At 43.1% G+C, this 19394-nt stretch carries 20 protein-coding genes; 18 read left to right on the forward strand and 2 right to left on the reverse strand.

The annotated features are described in order from the left end of the window. Positions 1-121 precede the first annotated feature (121 nt). Together DMN77_RS03545 and fabV are read right to left on the reverse strand one after the other, a co-directional pair. Entirely contained in the window at positions 122-1636 is a 1515-nt protein-coding gene (locus DMN77_RS03545) for a DEAD/DEAH box helicase (RefSeq protein WP_179013544.1), read from the reverse strand. 479 nt (positions 1637-2115) lie between these two features. Continuing rightward, entirely contained in the window at positions 2116-3306 is a 1191-nt protein-coding gene (gene fabV, locus DMN77_RS03550) for an enoyl-ACP reductase FabV (RefSeq protein WP_179013546.1), read from the reverse strand. Positions 3307-3922: 616 nt separating this feature from the next. Here fabV and DMN77_RS03555 point away from each other — a divergent pair. The 18 genes from DMN77_RS03555 to DMN77_RS03640 all read left to right on the forward strand — a co-directional run bounded on the left by DMN77_RS03555 (position 3923) and on the right by DMN77_RS03640 (position 19207). After that, complete coding sequence (locus DMN77_RS03555) at positions 3923-4339, forward strand: tetratricopeptide repeat protein (protein ID WP_179013547.1); 417 nt, start codon at positions 3923-3925, stop codon at positions 4337-4339. A gap of 38 nt (positions 4340-4377) precedes the next feature. Next, positions 4378-4689, forward strand: a complete 312-nt coding sequence (locus DMN77_RS03560) for a S41 family peptidase (protein WP_179013549.1) — start codon at positions 4378-4380, stop codon at positions 4687-4689. A 274-nt stretch (positions 4690-4963) separates the two neighbouring features. Beyond that, complete coding sequence (locus DMN77_RS03565; RefSeq protein WP_179013551.1) at positions 4964-5554, forward strand: nucleotidyltransferase family protein; 591 nt, start codon at positions 4964-4966, stop codon at positions 5552-5554. A gap of 370 nt (positions 5555-5924) precedes the next feature. Continuing rightward, positions 5925-6566 (forward strand): hypothetical protein, encoded by a 642-nt coding sequence (locus DMN77_RS03570; protein WP_179013552.1) that lies wholly within the window; start codon positions 5925-5927, stop codon positions 6564-6566. Between the two features lie 81 nt (positions 6567-6647). Next, a complete protein-coding gene (locus DMN77_RS03575; RefSeq protein ID WP_179013554.1) occupies positions 6648-7775 on the forward strand; it encodes a macrolide family glycosyltransferase in 1128 nt (375 codons plus the stop codon). Positions 7776-8090: 315 nt separating this feature from the next. Continuing rightward, positions 8091-8840 (forward strand): GNAT family N-acetyltransferase, encoded by a 750-nt coding sequence (locus tag DMN77_RS03580; protein WP_179013555.1) that lies wholly within the window; start codon positions 8091-8093, stop codon positions 8838-8840. A 157-nt stretch (positions 8841-8997) separates the two neighbouring features. Next, complete coding sequence (locus DMN77_RS03585) at positions 8998-9681, forward strand: DUF2461 domain-containing protein (protein ID WP_179013557.1); 684 nt, start codon at positions 8998-9000, stop codon at positions 9679-9681. Positions 9682-9999: 318 nt separating this feature from the next. Then, a complete protein-coding gene (locus DMN77_RS03590) occupies positions 10000-10713 on the forward strand; it encodes a CTP synthase C-terminal region-related (seleno)protein (RefSeq protein WP_179013558.1) in 714 nt (237 codons plus the stop codon). Positions 10714-11041: 328 nt separating this feature from the next. After that, positions 11042-11596, forward strand: coding sequence for a DUF4865 family protein (locus DMN77_RS03595; protein WP_179013560.1), 555 nt, complete (start codon positions 11042-11044; stop codon positions 11594-11596). A gap of 36 nt (positions 11597-11632) precedes the next feature. After that, entirely contained in the window at positions 11633-12049 is a 417-nt protein-coding gene (locus DMN77_RS03600; RefSeq protein ID WP_218652838.1) for a GNAT family N-acetyltransferase, read from the forward strand. 263 nt (positions 12050-12312) lie between these two features. Further along, complete coding sequence (locus DMN77_RS03605; RefSeq protein WP_372775339.1) at positions 12313-12507, forward strand: isochorismatase family protein; 195 nt, start codon at positions 12313-12315, stop codon at positions 12505-12507. A 313-nt stretch (positions 12508-12820) separates the two neighbouring features. After that, a complete protein-coding gene (locus DMN77_RS03610) occupies positions 12821-13642 on the forward strand; it encodes a helix-turn-helix domain-containing protein (RefSeq protein WP_068781008.1) in 822 nt (273 codons plus the stop codon). A 3-nt stretch (positions 13643-13645) separates the two neighbouring features. Further along, positions 13646-14107 carry a VOC family protein gene (locus tag DMN77_RS03615; RefSeq protein WP_068781009.1) on the forward strand — a complete coding sequence of 154 codons (462 nt, stop codon included), beginning with the start codon at positions 13646-13648 and terminating at the stop codon, positions 14105-14107. A gap of 140 nt (positions 14108-14247) precedes the next feature. Beyond that, complete coding sequence (locus DMN77_RS03620; RefSeq protein WP_179013561.1) at positions 14248-15054, forward strand: MerR family transcriptional regulator; 807 nt, start codon at positions 14248-14250, stop codon at positions 15052-15054. 217 nt (positions 15055-15271) lie between these two features. Beyond that, on the forward strand, positions 15272-17257 hold the full coding sequence (locus DMN77_RS03625) for an FAD-dependent oxidoreductase (protein WP_179013563.1): 1986 nt from the start codon (positions 15272-15274) through the stop codon (positions 17255-17257). A gap of 143 nt (positions 17258-17400) precedes the next feature. Further along, a complete protein-coding gene (locus DMN77_RS03630; RefSeq protein ID WP_068781012.1) occupies positions 17401-17787 on the forward strand; it encodes a hypothetical protein in 387 nt (128 codons plus the stop codon). Between the two features lie 201 nt (positions 17788-17988). Then, positions 17989-18201 (forward strand): hypothetical protein, encoded by a 213-nt coding sequence (locus DMN77_RS03635; protein ID WP_179013565.1) that lies wholly within the window; start codon positions 17989-17991, stop codon positions 18199-18201. A 67-nt stretch (positions 18202-18268) separates the two neighbouring features. Continuing rightward, a complete protein-coding gene (locus DMN77_RS03640) occupies positions 18269-19207 on the forward strand; it encodes a Gfo/Idh/MocA family protein (protein ID WP_179013567.1) in 939 nt (312 codons plus the stop codon). Positions 19208-19394: the final 187 nt, after the last annotated feature.

The raw sequence follows: 19394 nt of genomic DNA on the forward strand, positions 1-19394 counted from the left end.
GCCAGCCCCTTTTTGGGATAAAAAAAACCGTTTCACGCGTTGATGGAGGATTGCTGAACCATCTTCTCATGGAACGGTTTTTTATTTTGAGAGTATCAGTTATTGTTCACGGCTCAAGCTTCTAACGTCTGCCTCTGCCGCCGCCGCGATTGCCGCCTGACGGATTCTGGCGACCGCTGCCTTGCCTGCCACCTTGTCCGCTATTGCGTCCGTCATTACCGCGGCGTCCTTGCTGTCCGGCGTCCTGGCGTTCACCACGGCCAGCGCGTCCCGATTCCCGGCCTCCGGGACTGGAACTGCGGCTGCTGCGAGAATAGTCGCGCTCGCCGGAACGTCCTGATCTGGAGCGTCCGGCGCTGGAGCCGCGCTCATCTCTCGACGGTCCGCGTTTTGCACTACGTCCGGCACCATATTCACCTGTACCGGTGTTTCTGCCGGTACGTGCGCTATCGGCACCGCTGTTTCTTTTGCGAGAATCTCTAGCTGGCGCAGCTATGGAGCCTTCAATACGTCTCAGCCCTGATTCGCCAAGCTGGCGCTTCGGTATCGTCATTTTGATGCCGCGCTCGATCGCTTCCAGGGCTCCGCGATCATGGGCTGTTACAAATGTGATCGCCACCCCGGTGTTTCCGGCACGGCCTGTTCGTCCGATGCGGTGGATGTAATATTCGGCATCGGCAGGGATGTCATAGTTGAATACATGGGGAACGCCTTCAATATCCAACCCGCGTGCAGCCATATCGGTAGCGACTAGGATTTGCAGCTTAGCCTCCCGGAATCTCTTCATGACCTGTTCACGCTTGGCCTGCGACAAATCGCCATGCAGCTCGTCCGAAGCGTAGCCTTGCTCCTGCAGCTCCTGATTCAATTTGCTGGCCCGCCGCTTGGTACGGCAGAAGACAACTGCAAGATAAGGATGCTGTTGTTCAATAAGAGTACAGAGATCCTTGAATTTGGAGCGATCTGTGACCTGAACCGCTATTTGCGAAATTTCCGTGAGCGTTATCTGTTGTGTCGGAATCTTCACTTCCTCGGGCTTCTGCATGTATGCTTGGGCCAGCTGTCGAACCTGGTGTGGCATCGTCGCCGAGAAGAGCAGCGTCTGACGGCGCACAGGGGTTTGCTCCACAATATTCTGGACCTCAGGGAGGAAGCCCATGTGCAGCATTTGATCGGCTTCGTCAAGGACGAGCATTTTCAGCTTGCCGAAGTGGATTGAGCCGCGCCGCAGATGATCCAGCAATCGGCCGGGAGTAGCGACAACGATATGGATTGCGCCCTCAAGCTTGCGCAGCTGGCGTTCCACATCTTGACCGCCATAAGCGGCAAGCACGCGTGCTCCAACCACGGATGCCAGCTTCTTGAGCTCGCTAGTAATCTGAATGGCCAGCTCCCGGGTAGGGGTTAGAATCAGCCCCTGAACCTCCGGACTGTTCACATTGATGCTCTCAAGCATCGGCAGGATGAATGCCAGCGTCTTGCCGGTACCGGTCTGTGCCTCGCCAATAATATCATGTCCGGCTTGTATATAAGGGATCGCTTCCGCTTGAATCGGAGTGGGTGTGGAGATCCCCAGTTCTTGCAATTGCTGTACCAGCTCGGCACGGATGCCCAGCTTCTGGAATGATTTCGTCATGTAATTTGTTAAGCTCCTTATTATTAATTGCGTCTAATACCTTTAGCTATTGTAACATGAGCGGCGCGTGATACAAGAGCAGCTGGGCAGCGGTTATGAATATTGCGCGTCAAATCCTTATGATCCTGTTATGCCATCCTTTTAAGCTATCCTTCTAACGGAAATTCATGCCGCTATTCGCATTAAAGTAAGATATCTTGAACTGTAACGGAAATAGGAGCCGTTATATTGCATTCTAATTGGGTTTTTGGGTCTTGCTGAAGCAAAGAAGTGCGCCTATTTCCATTAGAACATGTAACATAGGTATTTCTAATCAAATAGAGCATTATATTTCCGTTAGCGGGGTCTCGACGGTTCAGCAGACTAAAAAAATAATAGAACGAAGGGCGGAAAGAATAGATCAAGCATTCATAGCCCTTCGTTCTATTTTGTGAATAGCATCTGAATATGATTACGCGCCAAATAGCTTCAGTAACACATTACTCCACATGAGGAACAGCAACGGCTGGGTCAATATCTGCTTCATAGTCGATTCCCTCTATCTCGAAGCCGAATAGCTGGAAAAATTCTTTACGGTAGCCGGAGAGATCGGACAGATCGAAAATATTGTTGGTATCCATCAGCTCCCATAGCTTCGCAACCTCTTCTTGTACATCCTCACGCATTTCCCAATCATCAATACGGATGCGTCCTTTTTCATCTACAGGCACGATACTCGGGCCATATAGCCGTTCGGAGAATAAACGATATATCTGTTCGATCGTTCCTTCGTGAATGCCTTTCTCCTTCATCACTTTATATAAAGCGGACATGTAAAGCGGCACAACCGGAATGGCAGAACTGGATTGAGTCACAAGCGCCTTGCTGACGATGACATAAGCATGTCCGCCGATGTTGTTCAGCCGCTGATCCAATTCGTGGGCGGTACGTTCAAGATCATCCTTCGCTTGCCCGATCGTACCGTCGCGGTAGATGGGCTGAGTGATCTCCGAGCCAATATAAGAGAAGGCGATCGTAACCGCATTATCAGCGAGTACCCCGGCTTCTTCCAGGGTGTCGAGCCATAGCTTCCAATCCTCTCCGCCCATGACAGCAACCGTATCCGCGATTTCTTGCTCTGTTGCAGGTTCCAGTGTCACTGGGCTGATTTCACCTGTGTGAAAATTAACTGTCTTGTTGGTATACGGCTGACCGATTGGCTTCAAGGTAGAATTGAAGGTTTCACCTGTTCGCGGATTTGTGCGGCGTGCTGTTGCAACGCTATAGATAATCAGATCAACTTTGCCGAGCTTCTCCGCAATGACTTTTGCTGTTTTGGCTTTGATCTCGTCTGTAAAGGCATCCCCTGTCACGCTGTAGGATTTGAGACCCGCTGCTTCAGCTGCCTGTTCAAAAGCCGCGGAATTGTACCAGCCGGCGGAAGCGGTTCGTGAAGCCGTTGCCGCACTTGGGCGATACACACCGATTGTGTTTGCCCCGGCTCCAAAAGCTGCGACTACGCGCGAAGCCAGTCCATAACCGGTCGAAGCTCCGATGACGAGCACATTTTTTGGTCCATCTATGGTGGGTTGCTTGGAGACATAATCAATTTGATGTTGTACCTGCTTGGCGCATCCAACTGGATGAGCGGTTGTACAGATGAATCCGCGAGTCCTAGGTTTAATAATCATGAATTGTCTTTCCTTTCATTCTGGAATTGCTGTGTAATGAATCCATGTGAGCGTAGAGCCATTGAGGCGGGATAACCTCTTTAAATCTAATAATTTAAAATTACTTTAATCTATTTTATTGTACCCGTATAATCCGAAGCCAACAACTCTTAAGAATACCAGTGTGATAAGCGGGGTAATAATTATATAGCAAACCAAAGACAAACGATTTCGCTTCTATATTGAATCGAGGGTGTTTGTCTTTTGGTCTGAACTATTTGTGTAATTTGGGACAAAAATACTCTATTTGGAGTGAGATGAATTTTTTTTCGTTTCTCATCTGGTATACTACGACAAATAATAAAGGGTACTGCTGAATTTGATGAGGTTGAACAATTCTATAAAAAGGCCAGTGAAAAGTTTCCCGATCGATGGAAGGCAAAAATAAAGATTGGTGAACTTTACTATAACTATGATAAATATGATGAGGCTTTTTCTTTTTTTTGGAAGTTAAAGGATCAATACCCTGATCAAACCGATATTAGTATTGGCTAGCTAGAATGTATAACGATTTGGGAGCCATGGACAAGGCTAAGCAGATACTGGCTGAGGATGCGTTACAGGTGGGTCATATTATATGGATCAAGGTTTATATATAGCAGCTATCCCCTATTTTGAAGAGGCTATCGAATTAGCTCCAGAGGATCAAGAGGGTTATGTTAGCAAGATTAAAGCGCTGCATTGGGGCAAAAGATATTATCGTTCTGTCGAGTTTGGAGCAAAGGCGGATCAGCTTACGTTTGAAAGAAATGCAGATATAGCTTGGTTTATTGGCGATAGTCAGTATCAGCTTGGTAATTATGAGCAGGCTGTCATTTATCTGAAGCAAGCGACAGACCGTAATCCTGATGATCCTGAGTTAGGGTCTGGTTTAGCTAGGGCGTATTTAGCTCTAGAAGATGATGCAAAAGCCGTGGAATCTTACAAAATAGCCCTTGAACTGAATCCAGAGAACTGGATGGCCCTCAATGTAGTGATGTCCAATATGAAGTGAGAGATGATGTTCATTATTTCAGGATAAAGGATTTTAGCATGACTACAGATGATCAATTTATTCAATACGCTGATCGCATTATTTTTGTGGATGAGAATACAGCTAGCGCAGCAGAGCTGCTAACATGGGACTTGAAGACATACTTGAGTAATGTGGTTATCGTTGGGCGTAGTACTTTCGGTAATGGGATTGGTCAGAAAGTATTTGAAGATGCCAAACAGCGGATCATGGTGTACGTAGTTAGTCACTATTGGAATGTAATGCGGAACAATGTATCTAACTTGTGTATTACCCCGGATATCAAAATTAAGGGAAAATCTTTAGACAGTTATATGAAGCAGGTTCGATGACCAATCAGAAAAGGACTGCACTAAGTTGAAAGTCGGTATTGTTAACAGTGAAGGGAAGACAACTTGGTCAGAAGACAAATTTCAGAAACTGGAGGACACTGTTTCAATTACTGCACCTGCAGTAGGAGCATCCAATATCAAAATAGCAAATGCTTCAAGCAAGAGTGTTGACTACCCTATTTTTCAGGATCTTTCATAAAAATTTAATGAGATAGGCTATATTGCTCTATTTTGACGACAATATAGTAAAACAAAGTGTAGAAGGGGTGATTAAATGTTTGGTATTAATGCTGATTTGCAAAGTCAAATAACATATCTGACAAAAGTAATAACTCTAAATGATGTTTTATTTAGAGTTATTGAAAAAGCTAATAAAATAGATTTGGATGATTATTATATCGGTGCTGGATGCATTGCGCAAACTATCTGGAATTATCAAACAGGTCTTGAACTTACACACGGCATTTCTGACATTGATATTGTTTATTACGATGATTCAGACTTATCTTTAGAAGCAGAAAAGGCAGTGATTCAAAGAATAACGAGTGTGATGAATCCGTGCGAAATAAGGCTTGATATAAAAAATCAAGCGCGAGTACATCTTTGGTATAAAGAGCATTTCGGATATGACATAATCCCATATAATTCTATTGAGAATGCGATTAATTCTTGGCCTACAACCGCAACTTCAATAGGTGTCCGTATGGGAAACAACAAATTAAAGGTGTATGCTCCATTTGGATTAAATGATTTATTCGGGATGATTGTCAGAGCAAACAAAACTCAAATTACGGAAGAAATATATTTGCAAAAAGTAAAAAAATGGAGTGAACGGTGGCCCTCGCTTACCGTCATCCCATGGTAAATAAAATGAACAGTATAAGCATTTTCGGCAGTTGTACATTGTAAACCATTGTAGGTTTGATAACGATATTTTTGAATATGGAGGATTTCTGAATAATGGAATGTGTAATATGCCAAACCCCGCTGATGCTTTTGACAAGGCTCTCAGTATACTCAGATGCAGATTTACTTATCGTTAAAATTCCGTTCCCAATAAGCAGAATACTATAGCGTTCGCCTTCACAAAAACGAATGAACCAACTTCGGGCCAGATTGGACAAGTCGAGTAATAAGGATTGATACAGATGGCTCTATAGAAGCACTTGTTGAATGAGGATTTGAAAATATATCTGCTCCTATTGCGAAAAAGCGAATAGAAAGGAGATGTGGTTTTGAATAAAAGTAAAGGCTTCCTATCATGGTTTCTTATATGCAATATTGCCATTGTCGTATCAACATTTATTCATGAGTGTGCGCATGGATTGAGTAATTGGCTGGCTGGTTATTCCGTCAGCACAGGATTTAATCGCGTCGGAAATGTATATATGTCTCCTCGTGATGCTGATTTTCGCACAGGCTGGACAGGCGGCGAAATCCTAAAAGACATGGGCCCAGCTGTTACACTATTATTGGCAATCATATTTACGATAATTTTCCTACGGTTAAAGTACCGGAATACATTATTGCATAAAAGCATTTTGGCAGTGGCGTTCAGTAATGCCATTATCAGGCTTATCCCATGTGTAATCGTTATTATACGCATGATTGCATTCAGCAGTGGAATGGAGGATGAAACGCAACAGGGTGAAGCATGGGCACAATATTTTGGTTGGTCTTTTTTTAGCTATATCCCCTTAATAATGTCAATCGCTGTTTCACTTCTATGCTTATTTCTGATCTATCGAAAATTCTTTTCCATCAAAGCAACCAAAAATATAATTGTTAATCCCTCATGGGTGTGGCTAGCATATGTCTCATCGTTTATCATCTTGAATATTCTGGACAATTTTATACGTATCAACTGGGTTGCCTAAGATACAGAAAGTGTTTGAACTATCCATTATGAGTATAATGAGTATTCCAATTATTTATATAAATTCAGTAGAGGGGGAACTATGGCAAATATTCTGATGATAAACGTCCCTTACTCAGGGCATACGAATCCAACTTTGCCGCTGGCTGCCGAACTGGTAAAGAGGGGCCATTCAGTTGTGTACGTCAATTCACCTGTATATAAGGATAAGATTGAAGCAACGGGCGCTGAATTTGTCCCCTATTCCAATTTTCCGGAGGGGTTGACGGAGCAACAAGTAAAAACTCGCTGCTTCAAGGCGGCTTTTGATACGGCAATACAACTTACAAGGAAGTTTGATTTGCTGATCTATGAAATGCTATTTTACCCGGGCAAGGTTATAGCCGAGAAATTGGGTATTCCATGTGTGCGACAGTTTTCACAGCCCGCATGGAGTTCTGAAACGATGGGCGATGCAAGTCCGGTCTTTAAATTTTTCTGTAAGCTAATCGACATGCAAGTGATGGGAAAGAAAAACGCGGACGAGATGGGAATGAGCGGGAAAACGTTGATTGATTCTGTGCTCAATGACAGACCTGAGCTGAATGTGGTGTATGTGCCAAAGCTGTTTCAATCAAAACATGAAAGCTTTGACGAGCGTTATGTTTTTGTCTGTCCGCCCATGGAAGCTGCGATTGCTTCCCATGAGCAAATTCCATACGATGCTATGAAGAAGCCTATTATTTATATCTCAATGGGGAGCATAATCAGAAGTAGGATTTTTTGTAGACGGTGTATAAAGGCATTTGCAGGCAAAAATCTTTCCGTAATCCTGAACACAGGGAAAATAGATCCGAAAAAGCTTGGTCCTGTATCCCGGAATATTTTCGCTTACTCTTTTGTGCCGCAGCTTGAGGTTTTGCAAAAAGCCGATTTGTTTATCACGCATTGTGGGATGAACAGCGTTAACGAAGCTATGAGCTTTGGCGTTCCTATGCTCGCAATGCCTATTATCAATGACCAGATCGCTAACGCCAAGCGAATAGCCGAACTTGGGATAGGAATGCGCATACGTACATTTTACATGACGGCAAATAAACTTTATAGAAACGCCCTGCAAGTTTTGAACGATACAGAGCTAAAGAAAACAGCTTATTTGTTAAAAGAAAAAATACTTGAAGAAAACAGCTTTTCGGATGTTGTTACTAGAGTTGAAGAATGTATTAAGTAAAATCAGGCGTAGTTGGAAGCTGACAAGTTACAATTTTTTAGTTGTAACTGTAGATTGTTTCTATTTCTAGGTGCTATGCATGATAGAAAAATTCGCCTGTAAATTGGGGCGTAATGATGAGGTGCCCAGTATTCAATTGCAGAACGCGTTTTGTCAAGGGGTGACATGAGATTTTTATCTTGTTCTTTGGGAAAGGCAGTGGGTGCGGGGCGCATAGCGCCGTAAAGCCTACAATTAACCGCACCATAGTGCAGATGGTTTTGCCGTACACTTGAATTTAGAGGTAATGGATATTAATTTGAAGCGAGGGTACACATGGATATTGATTTTGTAAACTTAACAATAGAAAACCTTGTCAATGAGCATTTATGCTGCATTATCCGCAGTAAAAAGCCCCATCCAGGTATTGACGCAAAGAAGCAATGGCTTTCTGAACGATTAAAGGAAGGTTATGTCTTTAGAAAGTTAAATGCAAAAGCTACTGTTTTTATTGAGTATGCTCCTCTTGAAACAGCTTGGGTTCCCATAACTGGCGATAACTATTATTATCTGTATTGCTTATGGGCTACCGGAAGCCACAAAGGAAAAGGGTATGGAAAATTGCTGATGGAATATTGTTTGGCTGATGCTAAAGAAAAGGGTAAATCCGGCGTTTGTATGCTTGGAGCAAAAAAACAAAAATCCTTTCTTTCCGACCAATCATTTGCAAAGAAGTTCGGCTTTGAGGTTGTTGATACTACCGATAATGGCTATGAATTACTTGCACTTTCTTTTGACGGAACAACACCAAAGTTTGCACAAAACGCTAAAAAAGAAGAAATCGAAAGCCAAGAGCTAACCATTTATTACGATATACAGTGCCCCTTCGTCTATCAAAACATGGAGACGATAAAACAGTATTGTGAAACGAATGATGTTCCGGTATCTTTCATTCATGTGGATACGCTACAAAAAGCAAAGGAATTGCCTTGTGTTTTCAATAACTGGGGCGTGTTTTATAAAGGAAGTTTTGAGACGGTGAATTTGTTGGATATTCCCTACCTAAAGAGAATACTCAAAAAATAAAAATACAATTTCGGCTTTTTTCCATTGATTATTAGGTCTATATTTTAATCATTCTGCCGGCTTTGGAGTAAAAAGCTTGCCTTATATGATAGAGAGCTCATAAATTAGAACTAATAAGGAGACCTATTATTACATCTAATTGGTTGGAGGGAAGTATATGAATGCGAATATCATCCTTGATTATTTATCAGGTTTGGAGAACCACAATAACCGTGAATGGTATCACGCAAATAAAGAACAACTCAAAAAGGCAAATCAAGAATTCGAGGACTTGATACAGGCCCTCCTACTTGAAATAGGCAGAACCGACAGCAGTGTCCTTCATAATGCACCTAAAGATCTAACCTTCAAGTTGGTTCGTGATACAAGGTTTAGTGCGGATAAAACCCCATATAATCCTTCTTTTAGAGCATGTATATCGTCGAAAGGGAAATTACCAATACCTGTTGGATATTACATATTCATTAAGCCTAACGGAAGTTCATTCTTGGGTGGCGGTTTATTTGCAGATATGTTCAAAGATGCTACCACAATGATCAGAGATCACATTGTAGAAAACGGTGAGGATTGGAGGCGCATTATAACCGATCCAACATTTAAAAAGCATTTTACGGTTAAAGGTAATACACTGAAGAATGTTCCCCGCGGATACGATAAGGAACACCCGCAATCTGAATACCTAAAAAACAAAAGCTGGTATCTGGAATATACTCTTACGGATGAGCAGATTACAGATGATAGATTTGTGCATTTGGCTGCTGAGATATTTGAAGCAATGCAGCCTTTTAACGCTTTTTTAAATCGAGCCTTGGAGAAATTCGAAATGCCCAAACACCCATAGGAAAGGAGAAATTTATTTGGTTATTAGTCCTATGTTGATAGAAGATTATACCCCGTTTTTCATTTATGAGCTACTACCACAGGAATGGGAATCCTACCCTGGATGACTCATTAGAGGGTATCGCAAAAATTTTGGCTCGGATCTCCAATACCTGCTTCGCGGCGGAATTTGATAATCAAATTGTAATACCCCTGAATGTACCAGTCTTCGCCTTTCAGTAACAAATGTAGATTCGCTATGGAGAGGATACAAGGGCAACATCAACTGTGTAACTATAAAGGAGTACATTAACAGAAAATTTTAAAGGAGGATATATTTATGGATTCAAATAGAATAGGTATAATTGGCGATTATGATGCACGACCGTCACATATTGCTACTAATGAAGCCATTAGGCATTGTGCTGCGTTCTTAGGCCTGAAGCAGGAAACGCAATGGGTTTCTACCGACTCGTTAGAGTCGGACTTCAAAGAGAAATTGAGCACTTTCAACGCTTTTTGGGGTGCGCCGGGCAGCCCATATAAAAGTGCACAAGGAGCAATGAATGCGATTCAGTTCGCAAGGGAGAATAACTTCCCCTTTATCGGAACATGTGGAGGCTTTCAGCATGTTGTATTAGAGTTTGCACGCGATGTATTTGATTTACCGGAAGTTAAGCGCCCGGATTTTGACCCCTACATGCCTAATGTGTTTATCTCCGGCTTAAGCTGTTCACTCGTTGGAGAAACACAAAGAATTTTATTGTCCGACGGTACTAAGGTTGCTCAAATTTATGGCTTAGTAGAAACGGAGGAGCGGTATAATTGCAGCTTCGGGCTAAGCAGTAATTTTGCGGATCAGTTGACTTCACACGGTGTTGTCATTGCTGGAACGGATGAAAACGGAGACGTAAGGATACTCGAAATACCACAGAACCGATTTTTTGTAGCTACTCTTTTTCAACCGCAGTTAAGTTCAACGCCGGAAAGCCCGCATAAGCTAATCCTTGCATATTTAAAGGATGCAGAAGTTTTCAGGCTAGAATATATGTAACTCTGGTCAAGCCGCTACGCTTATCCAGCCAGTTAAAGGCTGAGTAGTATTTTACTGACGCATAATCTCCACTCTTGCAGCATATTAGCAGGTGCTTTTGTGCATATGATGTCTAATTTTTTAACAAGCCAGTTGCTCTCTCCTTATTCCCGCGAAGTAAGCAATGTCATTCGGTATGTAAGCATGGTTTTCGGTAGTGTGGTTCTTATCTATTGCCTTTGTTCGGGAAAATTCAAAAACAAGGTACAATTGGAAATAGGGAAGATTAAAGAGGAATGTGAAAGATTTAGTACAGAAAAAACGTAGAGAACGAACGGAGGCTGGAACTATGATTGCAATGCAGTACAATGTTAAATTACCTTCCGATTATGACATGAGCATAATAAAAAACCGAGTGAAGAATAATGGCTATAAGACCGATGGCTTTTTGGATCTATCCATGAAAGCATATCTCATTGCGGAGTTTGGCAAACATGGCAATATACAAAATGAATACGCTCCATTCTATCTTTGGAAAGGTGCAGAGGGGATGAATCATTTTTTATTGGATGGCCCCTTTAATAATATTCTCAACTCCTTTGGCTGGACACCGGTAAACACATGGGTGGTACTTCATCAAAAGATAGAAAAGCATGACTCTAAGCAGTATGCGGTAATCACAAAATCGCCGGTATTGCCCCGCTTGGATTTCTCTGACCTGCAAGACAAGGCAAAGCGCATCTTTGATACAGACTGTAATAATGCATCAACTACTTGCTCTATCGTTGCATACAACCCGACTACGTGGCAGCTATGTCATTTTCTTCTCTCGGCGGATTCGCAAGAAATGGAGCATAGAGCAACAGGAACGTCATTGGTTTATCAATTACTTCATCTATCTTAAACATAAGATGAAGGAAAGTGTAAGGAGATTACCTTTGTGGATATAAGAAAAGCAACCCCTGCTGACAAAGAACAGATATTTTACTTAGTAAAGGATTTTGCCACCTCTTACATAACAGAACAGCACCTGTTTGAAAAAGTGTTTGACGAGCTTTTCCACAATCCAACAGCCTATATTTTTGTTGCAGCGGATGAATGCAATATCGTTGGTTATTGTCTTGGCTTTGTTCATAACGCTTTCTATGCCAACGGCAACGTGGCTTGGTTGGAAGAAATAATGGTGTCAGAAGAGCACCGTAAAAAAGGGATCGGAAAAAAGCTGATGCAGGCTTTTGAAAGTGCAGCGAAACAAGCCGAGGCAAAACTTGTTGCCTTGGCCACTCGCAGGGCAGCAGCCTTCTACAAAGTTATTGGCTACCAACCGTCTGCGGAATATTATAGAAAGCTATTATAGTAAACACAATCGGCACAATCCAGCCGATTTCGTCTGTTTATAGCGGTACATTCGGGACTTAAATTATTGCTCCTCAATGCCGGTTTGTAACATAAAACACCGGGTTCATGACATTTTGATTCATTGCAGGCTGAAATTTTATATGTTGATATATGAATTTTATTATTAAGAAGTACAGTTCGCGAACAGGAATAAGGTCATAACAGGGAATATTTGTAAAGTGAAAGAGGCAATCAAGGCTTGTAGGCTATGTGGAAAATTTTGTGTTGGGATCAAGGGGCAAAGGAAGCGCATTAACCAGTGAGGAGTTCGCAGACTTTATTAGTAAAAATAAAATAGGTGAGTTCTTCATAGCAGGAGCAGATGCCGTTGCTTGTGTTAAATCAACCTGTTTCAACATGCGCAAAGCTAACTATGGTGTTAATGTCCTATCAGATTGCATTACCAGTTATGTATAGAAGGAAAATTGACGAAATGCTCGCCTACTATGAAAGTAAAGGCGGTAAAATCATTAGTTTAAATGACTTTATCACTTCGGGCTACTAAAGCATAGCGGCTCGGTTGTCTTGTTCATTTTTGCTTTATTACTTTTATTCAAAAAGGCTTGATTTTGCTTAGTTGGGCTGGTTAGCGAAACGCTTAATAAGTTGATTTCAAGGATACTTTTAAGATGTCCAATAATTAAAAAGCAGTATGGTAAACAAGAAATATATGATTTAATTAAAAACCAATAACCATGATATTTTACTTTGAAAAATAAGGGGGAACAATTTGATCACTCAAAATGACAAGCAATTCAATATGTACCCCTCTCATGTGGGGCTGAGAAAATATATCCTATATTACAACATCGTATTTCCAGCGAGTGATATGTTTGTGGAAAACTATACGCTCATGCCAAATGCTTGCGGAACATTATCGCTTGCTTTTGATGGAACCGCTATAATCGCCGAACTATGGGGAGCATCCCTAACGCCTGTTTTGTTAGGCATGGAACCAAATAGTTACCATGTCCTGTTACTTATTCAGTTTTCGCCCTATGGCTTGTATCAAATCACACGCCAGAGCCAAGCAGAATTTGCTGACAAACGCCTTTCACTTGCAGATATCGACAGCGAACTTTTTAATTCGCTGCACCAAGCCTTTGTAATATCAGAAACCATAATAGAGTTGGTAAACACTTGCGATAAAATTTTATATAGGCGCATGGAAAAGCAGGTTATTTCAGATGCTTTGTTATTAGCAACTACAGTGATTTCTAATAGTCATGGACAAGTACAAGTGAAAGAAGTCGCCCGGCAATCCAGTTATAGTGAGCGACAGCTAAACCGCATGTTTCTTATGCAAATCGGAATGAATATTAAAGACTATGCACGCTTAACTCGCTTTAACTATGTGTTAAAGCAAATTCAGAAATCGCCTTGTTTTTTTGCGGCATTGTCACAACAAGCCGGATATTTCGACCAAGCCCATTTTGATAAAGATTTTAAAGCGATTAGTGGTGTTAGCCCTCAAAAATATATGAAAACCATGTCGGATTTTTACTATGACGGAACGGAAATATACAATACAATTTCCTCAAAGGAGGAATGAAAAATGAAATATCAAGGTTGCCTTTTAGCGGTTAGGGATATATCCGCTTCCAAGCATTTTTATGAAAAAGTGCTTCATCAAAATATCGTAATGGATATTGGCGCACATGTAACCTTTGAGGGCTTTTCTCTGCAACAAGGATATGCTGAATTCTTTGGGATAGCGGTCGATCGTGTAAAAGAACAGTCACACAACTTTCAAGTCTATTTTGAAGTGGAAGATTTAGACAAAGTATACGCCGAAATGAAAAGCATACCCGACTTGCAATGGGTCCATGAAATAAAGGAATACCCATGGGGGCAGCGTGGCATTCGGGTATATGACCCGGACAAGCATATTGTGGAGATTGCAGAGGATATGATTACCGTTATCAAACGCTTTTTTAGTCAGGATATGTCGGCTGAAGAAGTTGCCAAGCATACTATGTTTCCCCTTGAAGTCGTGAAACAGTATATCGGGCATTAAAAAGAAATGGGTATTGAGCCTTGTTTATGCCAATAAAGCTAGCACATTATTATGAGAAAAAATTCACAATGTCATTCTACTTTATACCTTAAGATATAGATAACAATATTTTTAGGGTATTTTTGTAGTGGAGGGATCGTATGAGATATTCTATCGGTGAATTTGCATCAATTATCGGCGTATCGGCGGATACTTTACGGTTATACGAGAAACAGGGCATTATAAGGCCACTTAAGGATCACAGCAACAATTACAGGTATTATAATGATCTGGATGTTAGGAGCTTGCTGATGAGCCGCTTGTACCGGAGCTTGAATATTCCGCTGCAGGACGTATCCGAATTGATTAACGGTGCGACGGCGCAGCAGGTTCAACAGCAGATCCTTCAGTCGAAGACGAATCTGGATGAGCAAATTCGCAGGAGTACGCTGCTCCTGAAGAAGATGGACGAAATCGAGACTGAACTGGGGCAGATTGAGGAACGATTGCATCAGTGTCGGATCAAGCTATTGCCGGCCAGATACCGGCTCAAGCAGACAAGTCAGGACCGATTGTTGAAGGAGCCTTATTTAAAAGAAACGGTTAACGAATGGATGGAACTGCTGCCCTTCACATACTTTTGCTTCCGGATCGAGAACTGGAATGATGCGCCAGACAATTATCCCCTCAAATACAGCTGGGGAATGACTTTGACGCAGGACGATATGCTGAATTTAAATGTCAGGGTTAGCGATGGTGTGGAAAACCTTCCCTCCGTTCGCTGCCTATCTTCGGTAATCCGGACTTCGGCGGAGGACAGCTTCACGGTTGAGGCTTTCCAGTTTATGCTGGATGAATTGGCTGCGCAAGGGTATAAGGCTAAGGGAGATATTACAGGGAAATTGTTGTTAAATGAATATATTCAGAAGGCTCCTGGTTCTTATCTGGAAGTCAATATTCCTTTTTAATTATTGATTTAATTTGGCTAATCGGTTTGTGATCAAGACATTGTCATATATCTAACGAAGGATTAAATCTCAAGGTAAGCCAATTTATTGGCCTACTTTGGGATTTTTTTCACATAATCTCCATTGACCTTGGAGCTGCACCAATGTTTATGCTTTGGCTGTAACCTTTGGGACAAAAGAAGAGGGGCTGCATAACCAAAAGGAGGAGGATTAAGAAATGCGCAGAAAATCCGTCTACAGATTTGCGATCGTTTCAGTATGTTTGATTATGATTCTGGCGATGCTGGGGGGCTGCAAAGGAAATTCAGACAAGCCGCAAGCGGAAAATTCAGCGAACAGTAATTCGAAACAGGTAACAAAGCAAAATGAAAATAACGTAAACAAGATATCTTTTACACCTGGGACCTATACGGCGGAGTCCAAGGGGAAAGAGGGATCGATTCAGATCGAGGTTACCTTTACAGAGGATCAACTTACGGATATTAAAGTGCTAAGTCAAGGTGAAACCGCAGGAATTGGCGATGCCGCGATCGACACCTTAAAGCAGCAAATTATTGATGGACAGACGTTAGCTGTAGACGCCGTATCCGGGGCATCCGAGACAAGCGCCGGTTTGCTGGCTGCGGTAGAGGATGCCGTAAAGCAGGCGGGAGGGGATGTTGCAGCTTTTAAGTCTAATGTAGTCAAGAAGCCGGGCGAAGGTTTAACTGAACAGCTTACGGCGGACGTAGTTGTCGTAGGCGCTGGTGCATCAGGTGTATCGGCAGCCGTATCGGCAGCAGACAAAGGGGCCAAAGTCATTATTATTGAGAAAACGGCAACGATCGGCGGTGCGAGCAACTTGTCCTGGGCCGGTAAATTTTATAATTCTTCCGCATCGGTGAATGAAGGCTTGAAAGTTAACGTAGAGCAGGAAATAGCCGACTGGATATATAACAATCACTGGCGCGTTGACGCTGCTGCAATTCGGCAATATGTCACGAAGTCTGGAGAAACGTATGACTGGCTGGCGGATAAAGGTTATAAGACCATGTTCATGAATTTCGCCGGCGAGCCGCTGCACATACTGCCAGCTTATGATACCCGTCAGGAATTATTGAGGAACATGCTGGCGGAATCCGTTGAGAAAAACGGGGGCCAGGTGATTACTGAGACGACCGCCAAAAAGCTGATAACCGGAACGAATGGCGAAGTTACGGGAGTGGTAGCCGAGAAGAAGGACGGTACTACACTTGAGGTTACAGCCAAGAGCATCATAATGGCCACCGGCGGTTATGCGGCCAACAAAGAGATGGTTAAGGAGGCCTTTGGATTTGAAGGCATCAATGGCGGGCTGGGGCAAAATATCGGCGAAGGACTGGAGATGGCCTGGGCAGCGGGAGCCAAGGTCCCGGACAACTTCGGCGGCCAAATGCTGCACCAAACACTTGCCAGAGCTACTGGTAAGCTGAAGGAGCAATACACTTCATTTGAAGCCAGCTATCCGCTGATGCTCAGCTACTTGCCAAACTTTATGAATGTCGGGCCATCCGGGGCAAGATTCCGCGATGAGGCGGCCACGTTAGAAGCGGTAGCTGCCGCTAATACAAGTGCCTTTAACGGTCCTTATCATTTGGTTATTGTATCTCAATCACAAATTGATGCATTGACGACACAAGGCATGAACGGTGTGAAAGCGCCTGGCCTTCCAGGCATGCCACCGGAGTTTTATGCCGACTTCCAAGCTCAATTCAAGCTGGATACGCCATGGAAAAATGCACAGCAAGTCTTTGACTCGATGGTGGAGAACGGAGACGGGTACAAGGGCGGCACGATCGAGGAGCTGGCGAAGAACGCCGGTATGGATGCCGATGTATTGAAGAACGCCTTCAATAAATATCAAGAGGCTATTCGTACCGGGGTGGATACTGAGTTCGGCAAATCGAAGGCTTATTTGCAATCGATGGGAGAGAGTGGATCGTATTATGCCATTATCGCTGAGATCAACAATCTCGGCTCAGTAGGCGGTTTACTCGTTAATACCGATTTTCAGGTACTGAATGACAAGCGGGTGCCGGTTCCTGGATTGTTCGCCGTGGGTCTGGAATCGGAAGGCGTACTGTTTAATGATACCTATGTCGGCAACGGCGTCGGGATCGGTTATTCATTTACTTCCGGTCGGCTTGGAGGAGAACGTGCGGCCGCTAAAGCGCTGGCCAACTGACTTTACTTGGGCTGTGAAGCTGTAAAACAATCTGTTTAATCATTTGATTCCAAAAAGGTCCAGCCGAGGGGGAAACCCCCGGCCGGACCTTTGAGCACTTATTCGAAATCAGAGGTTAAAAAATTTGAAAGGATGAAAACACAATGAGACTTACAAAAAGCAGTCTTATTTGTCTTGCCCTCGCGCTGATGATGTCGTTCACTTTTGTTGCTTGCAGCAGTGAAAGAAATATAACAAGCAATACCTTTTCCAGCATTGACAACGCTGACATTCCCGATATTTTAGAACAGACAGTTGGCACGTTAGGGAACACATATTTCACCTCCGGCATAACTGACAACAAGGAGTACCAATCTTATTTTCGCGTAATCTTTGAGAACACGACGGAAGACGATTATGCCACACTGATGACGCATTATCAATCGGATTCATCTGGAACCGATGAGAACGGCTCCCTGCTCTTTGAGTGGGGATGGCTCCAAGTAACTCCTGAAGATGGTTCAATAACTATTAACGCATACATCAAGTAAATATTTGGTTATAAGGGATTCTAGGAGAAATGTAAGGCTTGGGAGAGCCTAGAATTGTGGTGACTGTCCTTTTGACAGTCACCGTGCTTCGATTTGTACATTAGCTGAACAAATCGTAAAGGATAACGTATTGATGTCTTAAGACGACATAAGATAAAATGAAATCGAGACGCAAAACGAATAGGTGTGGCGAATCCGGACATGGAACAACAGTTACTATTTGATCTGAAAAGTACTTTTGAAGACCTCATGAAACAGAATCTTGCCGTAACAACTGAACGCATTAAAAAAAAGCTCAAAGCCAGTTATGAGGAAAGGCAAAAGAAATGCATCAGAGGCATTTTTGGATATGATATTGCAGATAGGCGGGAAGACGAGGGGATCCCCTCGTCTTTTGCATGGGAGCCGCTTTGATTTCTATAAAAAGCTAGAATATAGTGGAGACATGGAATCGTGAGAACCTATCGGGGAGGAAATTACAATGCGTGTTGGTATTATAGGACTTGGCGATATTGCCAAGAAGGCGTATTTACCGGTAATGACAGATCGAGAAGATATCGAGCTTGTGCTGTGTACGAGAAATAGCCAGACTTTGGAGCATTTACAGGCTAAATATCGGGTCGCCGAGACGGCGGGAAGTGTGGAGCAGCTCATCCAGTCCGGAATCCAGGCGGCTTTCATACATACAGCGACAGAATCGCATGCCCGGATCGCTGAACAATTAATCATTCACGGAATTCATGTGTTTGTGGATAAGCCTATTTCATATCACTATGCGGAATGCGAGAGGATTGCCAAGCTGGCGGAGGAGAAGCAAGTGCTGCTTATGGTGGGCTTCAACCGCCGTTATGCACCCATGGTCGCTTCTTTGAAAAGCGAAGCAGCACCGCGAATGATCATGCTGCAGAAGAATCGCATTGCCCTGCCTGACATGGCGCGGCGGTTTATTTTTGACGACTTCATCCATGTGATTGATACCCTGCGTTACTTGGCTCCAGGTGGAGTGAAGCAGGTGAAGGTTTCGCCTTATATTCATGAAGGACAGCTCTACCATATTACGCTTCAGCTGGAAGGTGAGGGGTTTACGTGTATCGGAGTGATGAACCGCGACTCCGGTACGAATGAAGAAATTCTTGAGGTGATGAATCCCGGTAATAAATGGGTCGTGGATGGCTTGAATACTACCGTTCATTTTGCGAATGGCGAGGAGAAGCATCTAAAATTCAAGGATTGGGACCCCGTGTTATACCGAAGAGGCTTTGTTGATATGACAGATCACTTCCTGAGTTGTGTTCGGGAGGGCAAGCAGCCTCAAATTTCAATAAGCGATATGTTGGAGAGTCATCGAGTTTGCGAGTTGGCAGTGCAGGAGGCGGAAAGGTTAGGGGCCCTAACCTGGGAATCCAGCTCAGATACTTGATGGATGAAACCAATTTGCATTCTCTACGTTATAACTATCAAGAGTCAAAATAGGTTCTGGAAGGGTCTTCGGATAAAGTGTCTCATCTGTATGACAGGCGGAGCGCCCATCGTGTTATTGCTGCAAGCCGGATATGAAATGCAACCTGGGGGCTATATGGGTTTGTCGCTATTCTTATCAGCATAAT

This window comes from Paenibacillus sp. 79R4, from assembly GCF_013393165.1.
GTDB lineage: Bacteria > Bacillota > Bacilli > Paenibacillales > Paenibacillaceae > Fontibacillus.

Excerpts from the sequence above, each read along its gene's own strand:
- DMN77_RS03545 (WP_179013544.1), bottom strand. The coding sequence starts at position 1,636 with ATGACGAAATCATTCCAGAAGCTGGGCATCCGTGCCGAGCTGGTACAG.
- fabV (WP_179013546.1), bottom strand. The coding sequence starts at position 3,306 with ATGATTATTAAACCTAGGACTCGCGGATTCATCTGTACAACCGCTCAT.
- DMN77_RS03555 (WP_179013547.1), top strand. The coding sequence starts at position 3,923 with ATGGATCAAGGTTTATATATAGCAGCTATCCCCTATTTTGAAGAGGCT.
- DMN77_RS03560 (WP_179013549.1), top strand. The coding sequence starts at position 4,378 with ATGACTACAGATGATCAATTTATTCAATACGCTGATCGCATTATTTTT.
- DMN77_RS03565 (WP_179013551.1), top strand. The coding sequence starts at position 4,964 with ATGTTTGGTATTAATGCTGATTTGCAAAGTCAAATAACATATCTGACA.
- DMN77_RS03575 (WP_179013554.1), top strand. The coding sequence starts at position 6,648 with ATGGCAAATATTCTGATGATAAACGTCCCTTACTCAGGGCATACGAAT.
- DMN77_RS03580 (WP_179013555.1), top strand. The coding sequence starts at position 8,091 with ATGGATATTGATTTTGTAAACTTAACAATAGAAAACCTTGTCAATGAG.
- DMN77_RS03585 (WP_179013557.1), top strand. The coding sequence starts at position 8,998 with ATGAATGCGAATATCATCCTTGATTATTTATCAGGTTTGGAGAACCAC.
- DMN77_RS03590 (WP_179013558.1), top strand. The coding sequence starts at position 10,000 with ATGGATTCAAATAGAATAGGTATAATTGGCGATTATGATGCACGACCG.
- DMN77_RS03595 (WP_179013560.1), top strand. The coding sequence starts at position 11,042 with ATGATTGCAATGCAGTACAATGTTAAATTACCTTCCGATTATGACATG.
- DMN77_RS03615 (WP_068781009.1), top strand. The coding sequence starts at position 13,646 with ATGAAATATCAAGGTTGCCTTTTAGCGGTTAGGGATATATCCGCTTCC.
- DMN77_RS03620 (WP_179013561.1), top strand. The coding sequence starts at position 14,248 with ATGAGATATTCTATCGGTGAATTTGCATCAATTATCGGCGTATCGGCG.
- DMN77_RS03625 (WP_179013563.1), top strand. The coding sequence starts at position 15,272 with ATGCGCAGAAAATCCGTCTACAGATTTGCGATCGTTTCAGTATGTTTG.
- DMN77_RS03630 (WP_068781012.1), top strand. The coding sequence starts at position 17,401 with ATGAGACTTACAAAAAGCAGTCTTATTTGTCTTGCCCTCGCGCTGATG.
- DMN77_RS03635 (WP_179013565.1), top strand. The coding sequence starts at position 17,989 with ATGGAACAACAGTTACTATTTGATCTGAAAAGTACTTTTGAAGACCTC.
- DMN77_RS03640 (WP_179013567.1), top strand. The coding sequence starts at position 18,269 with ATGCGTGTTGGTATTATAGGACTTGGCGATATTGCCAAGAAGGCGTAT.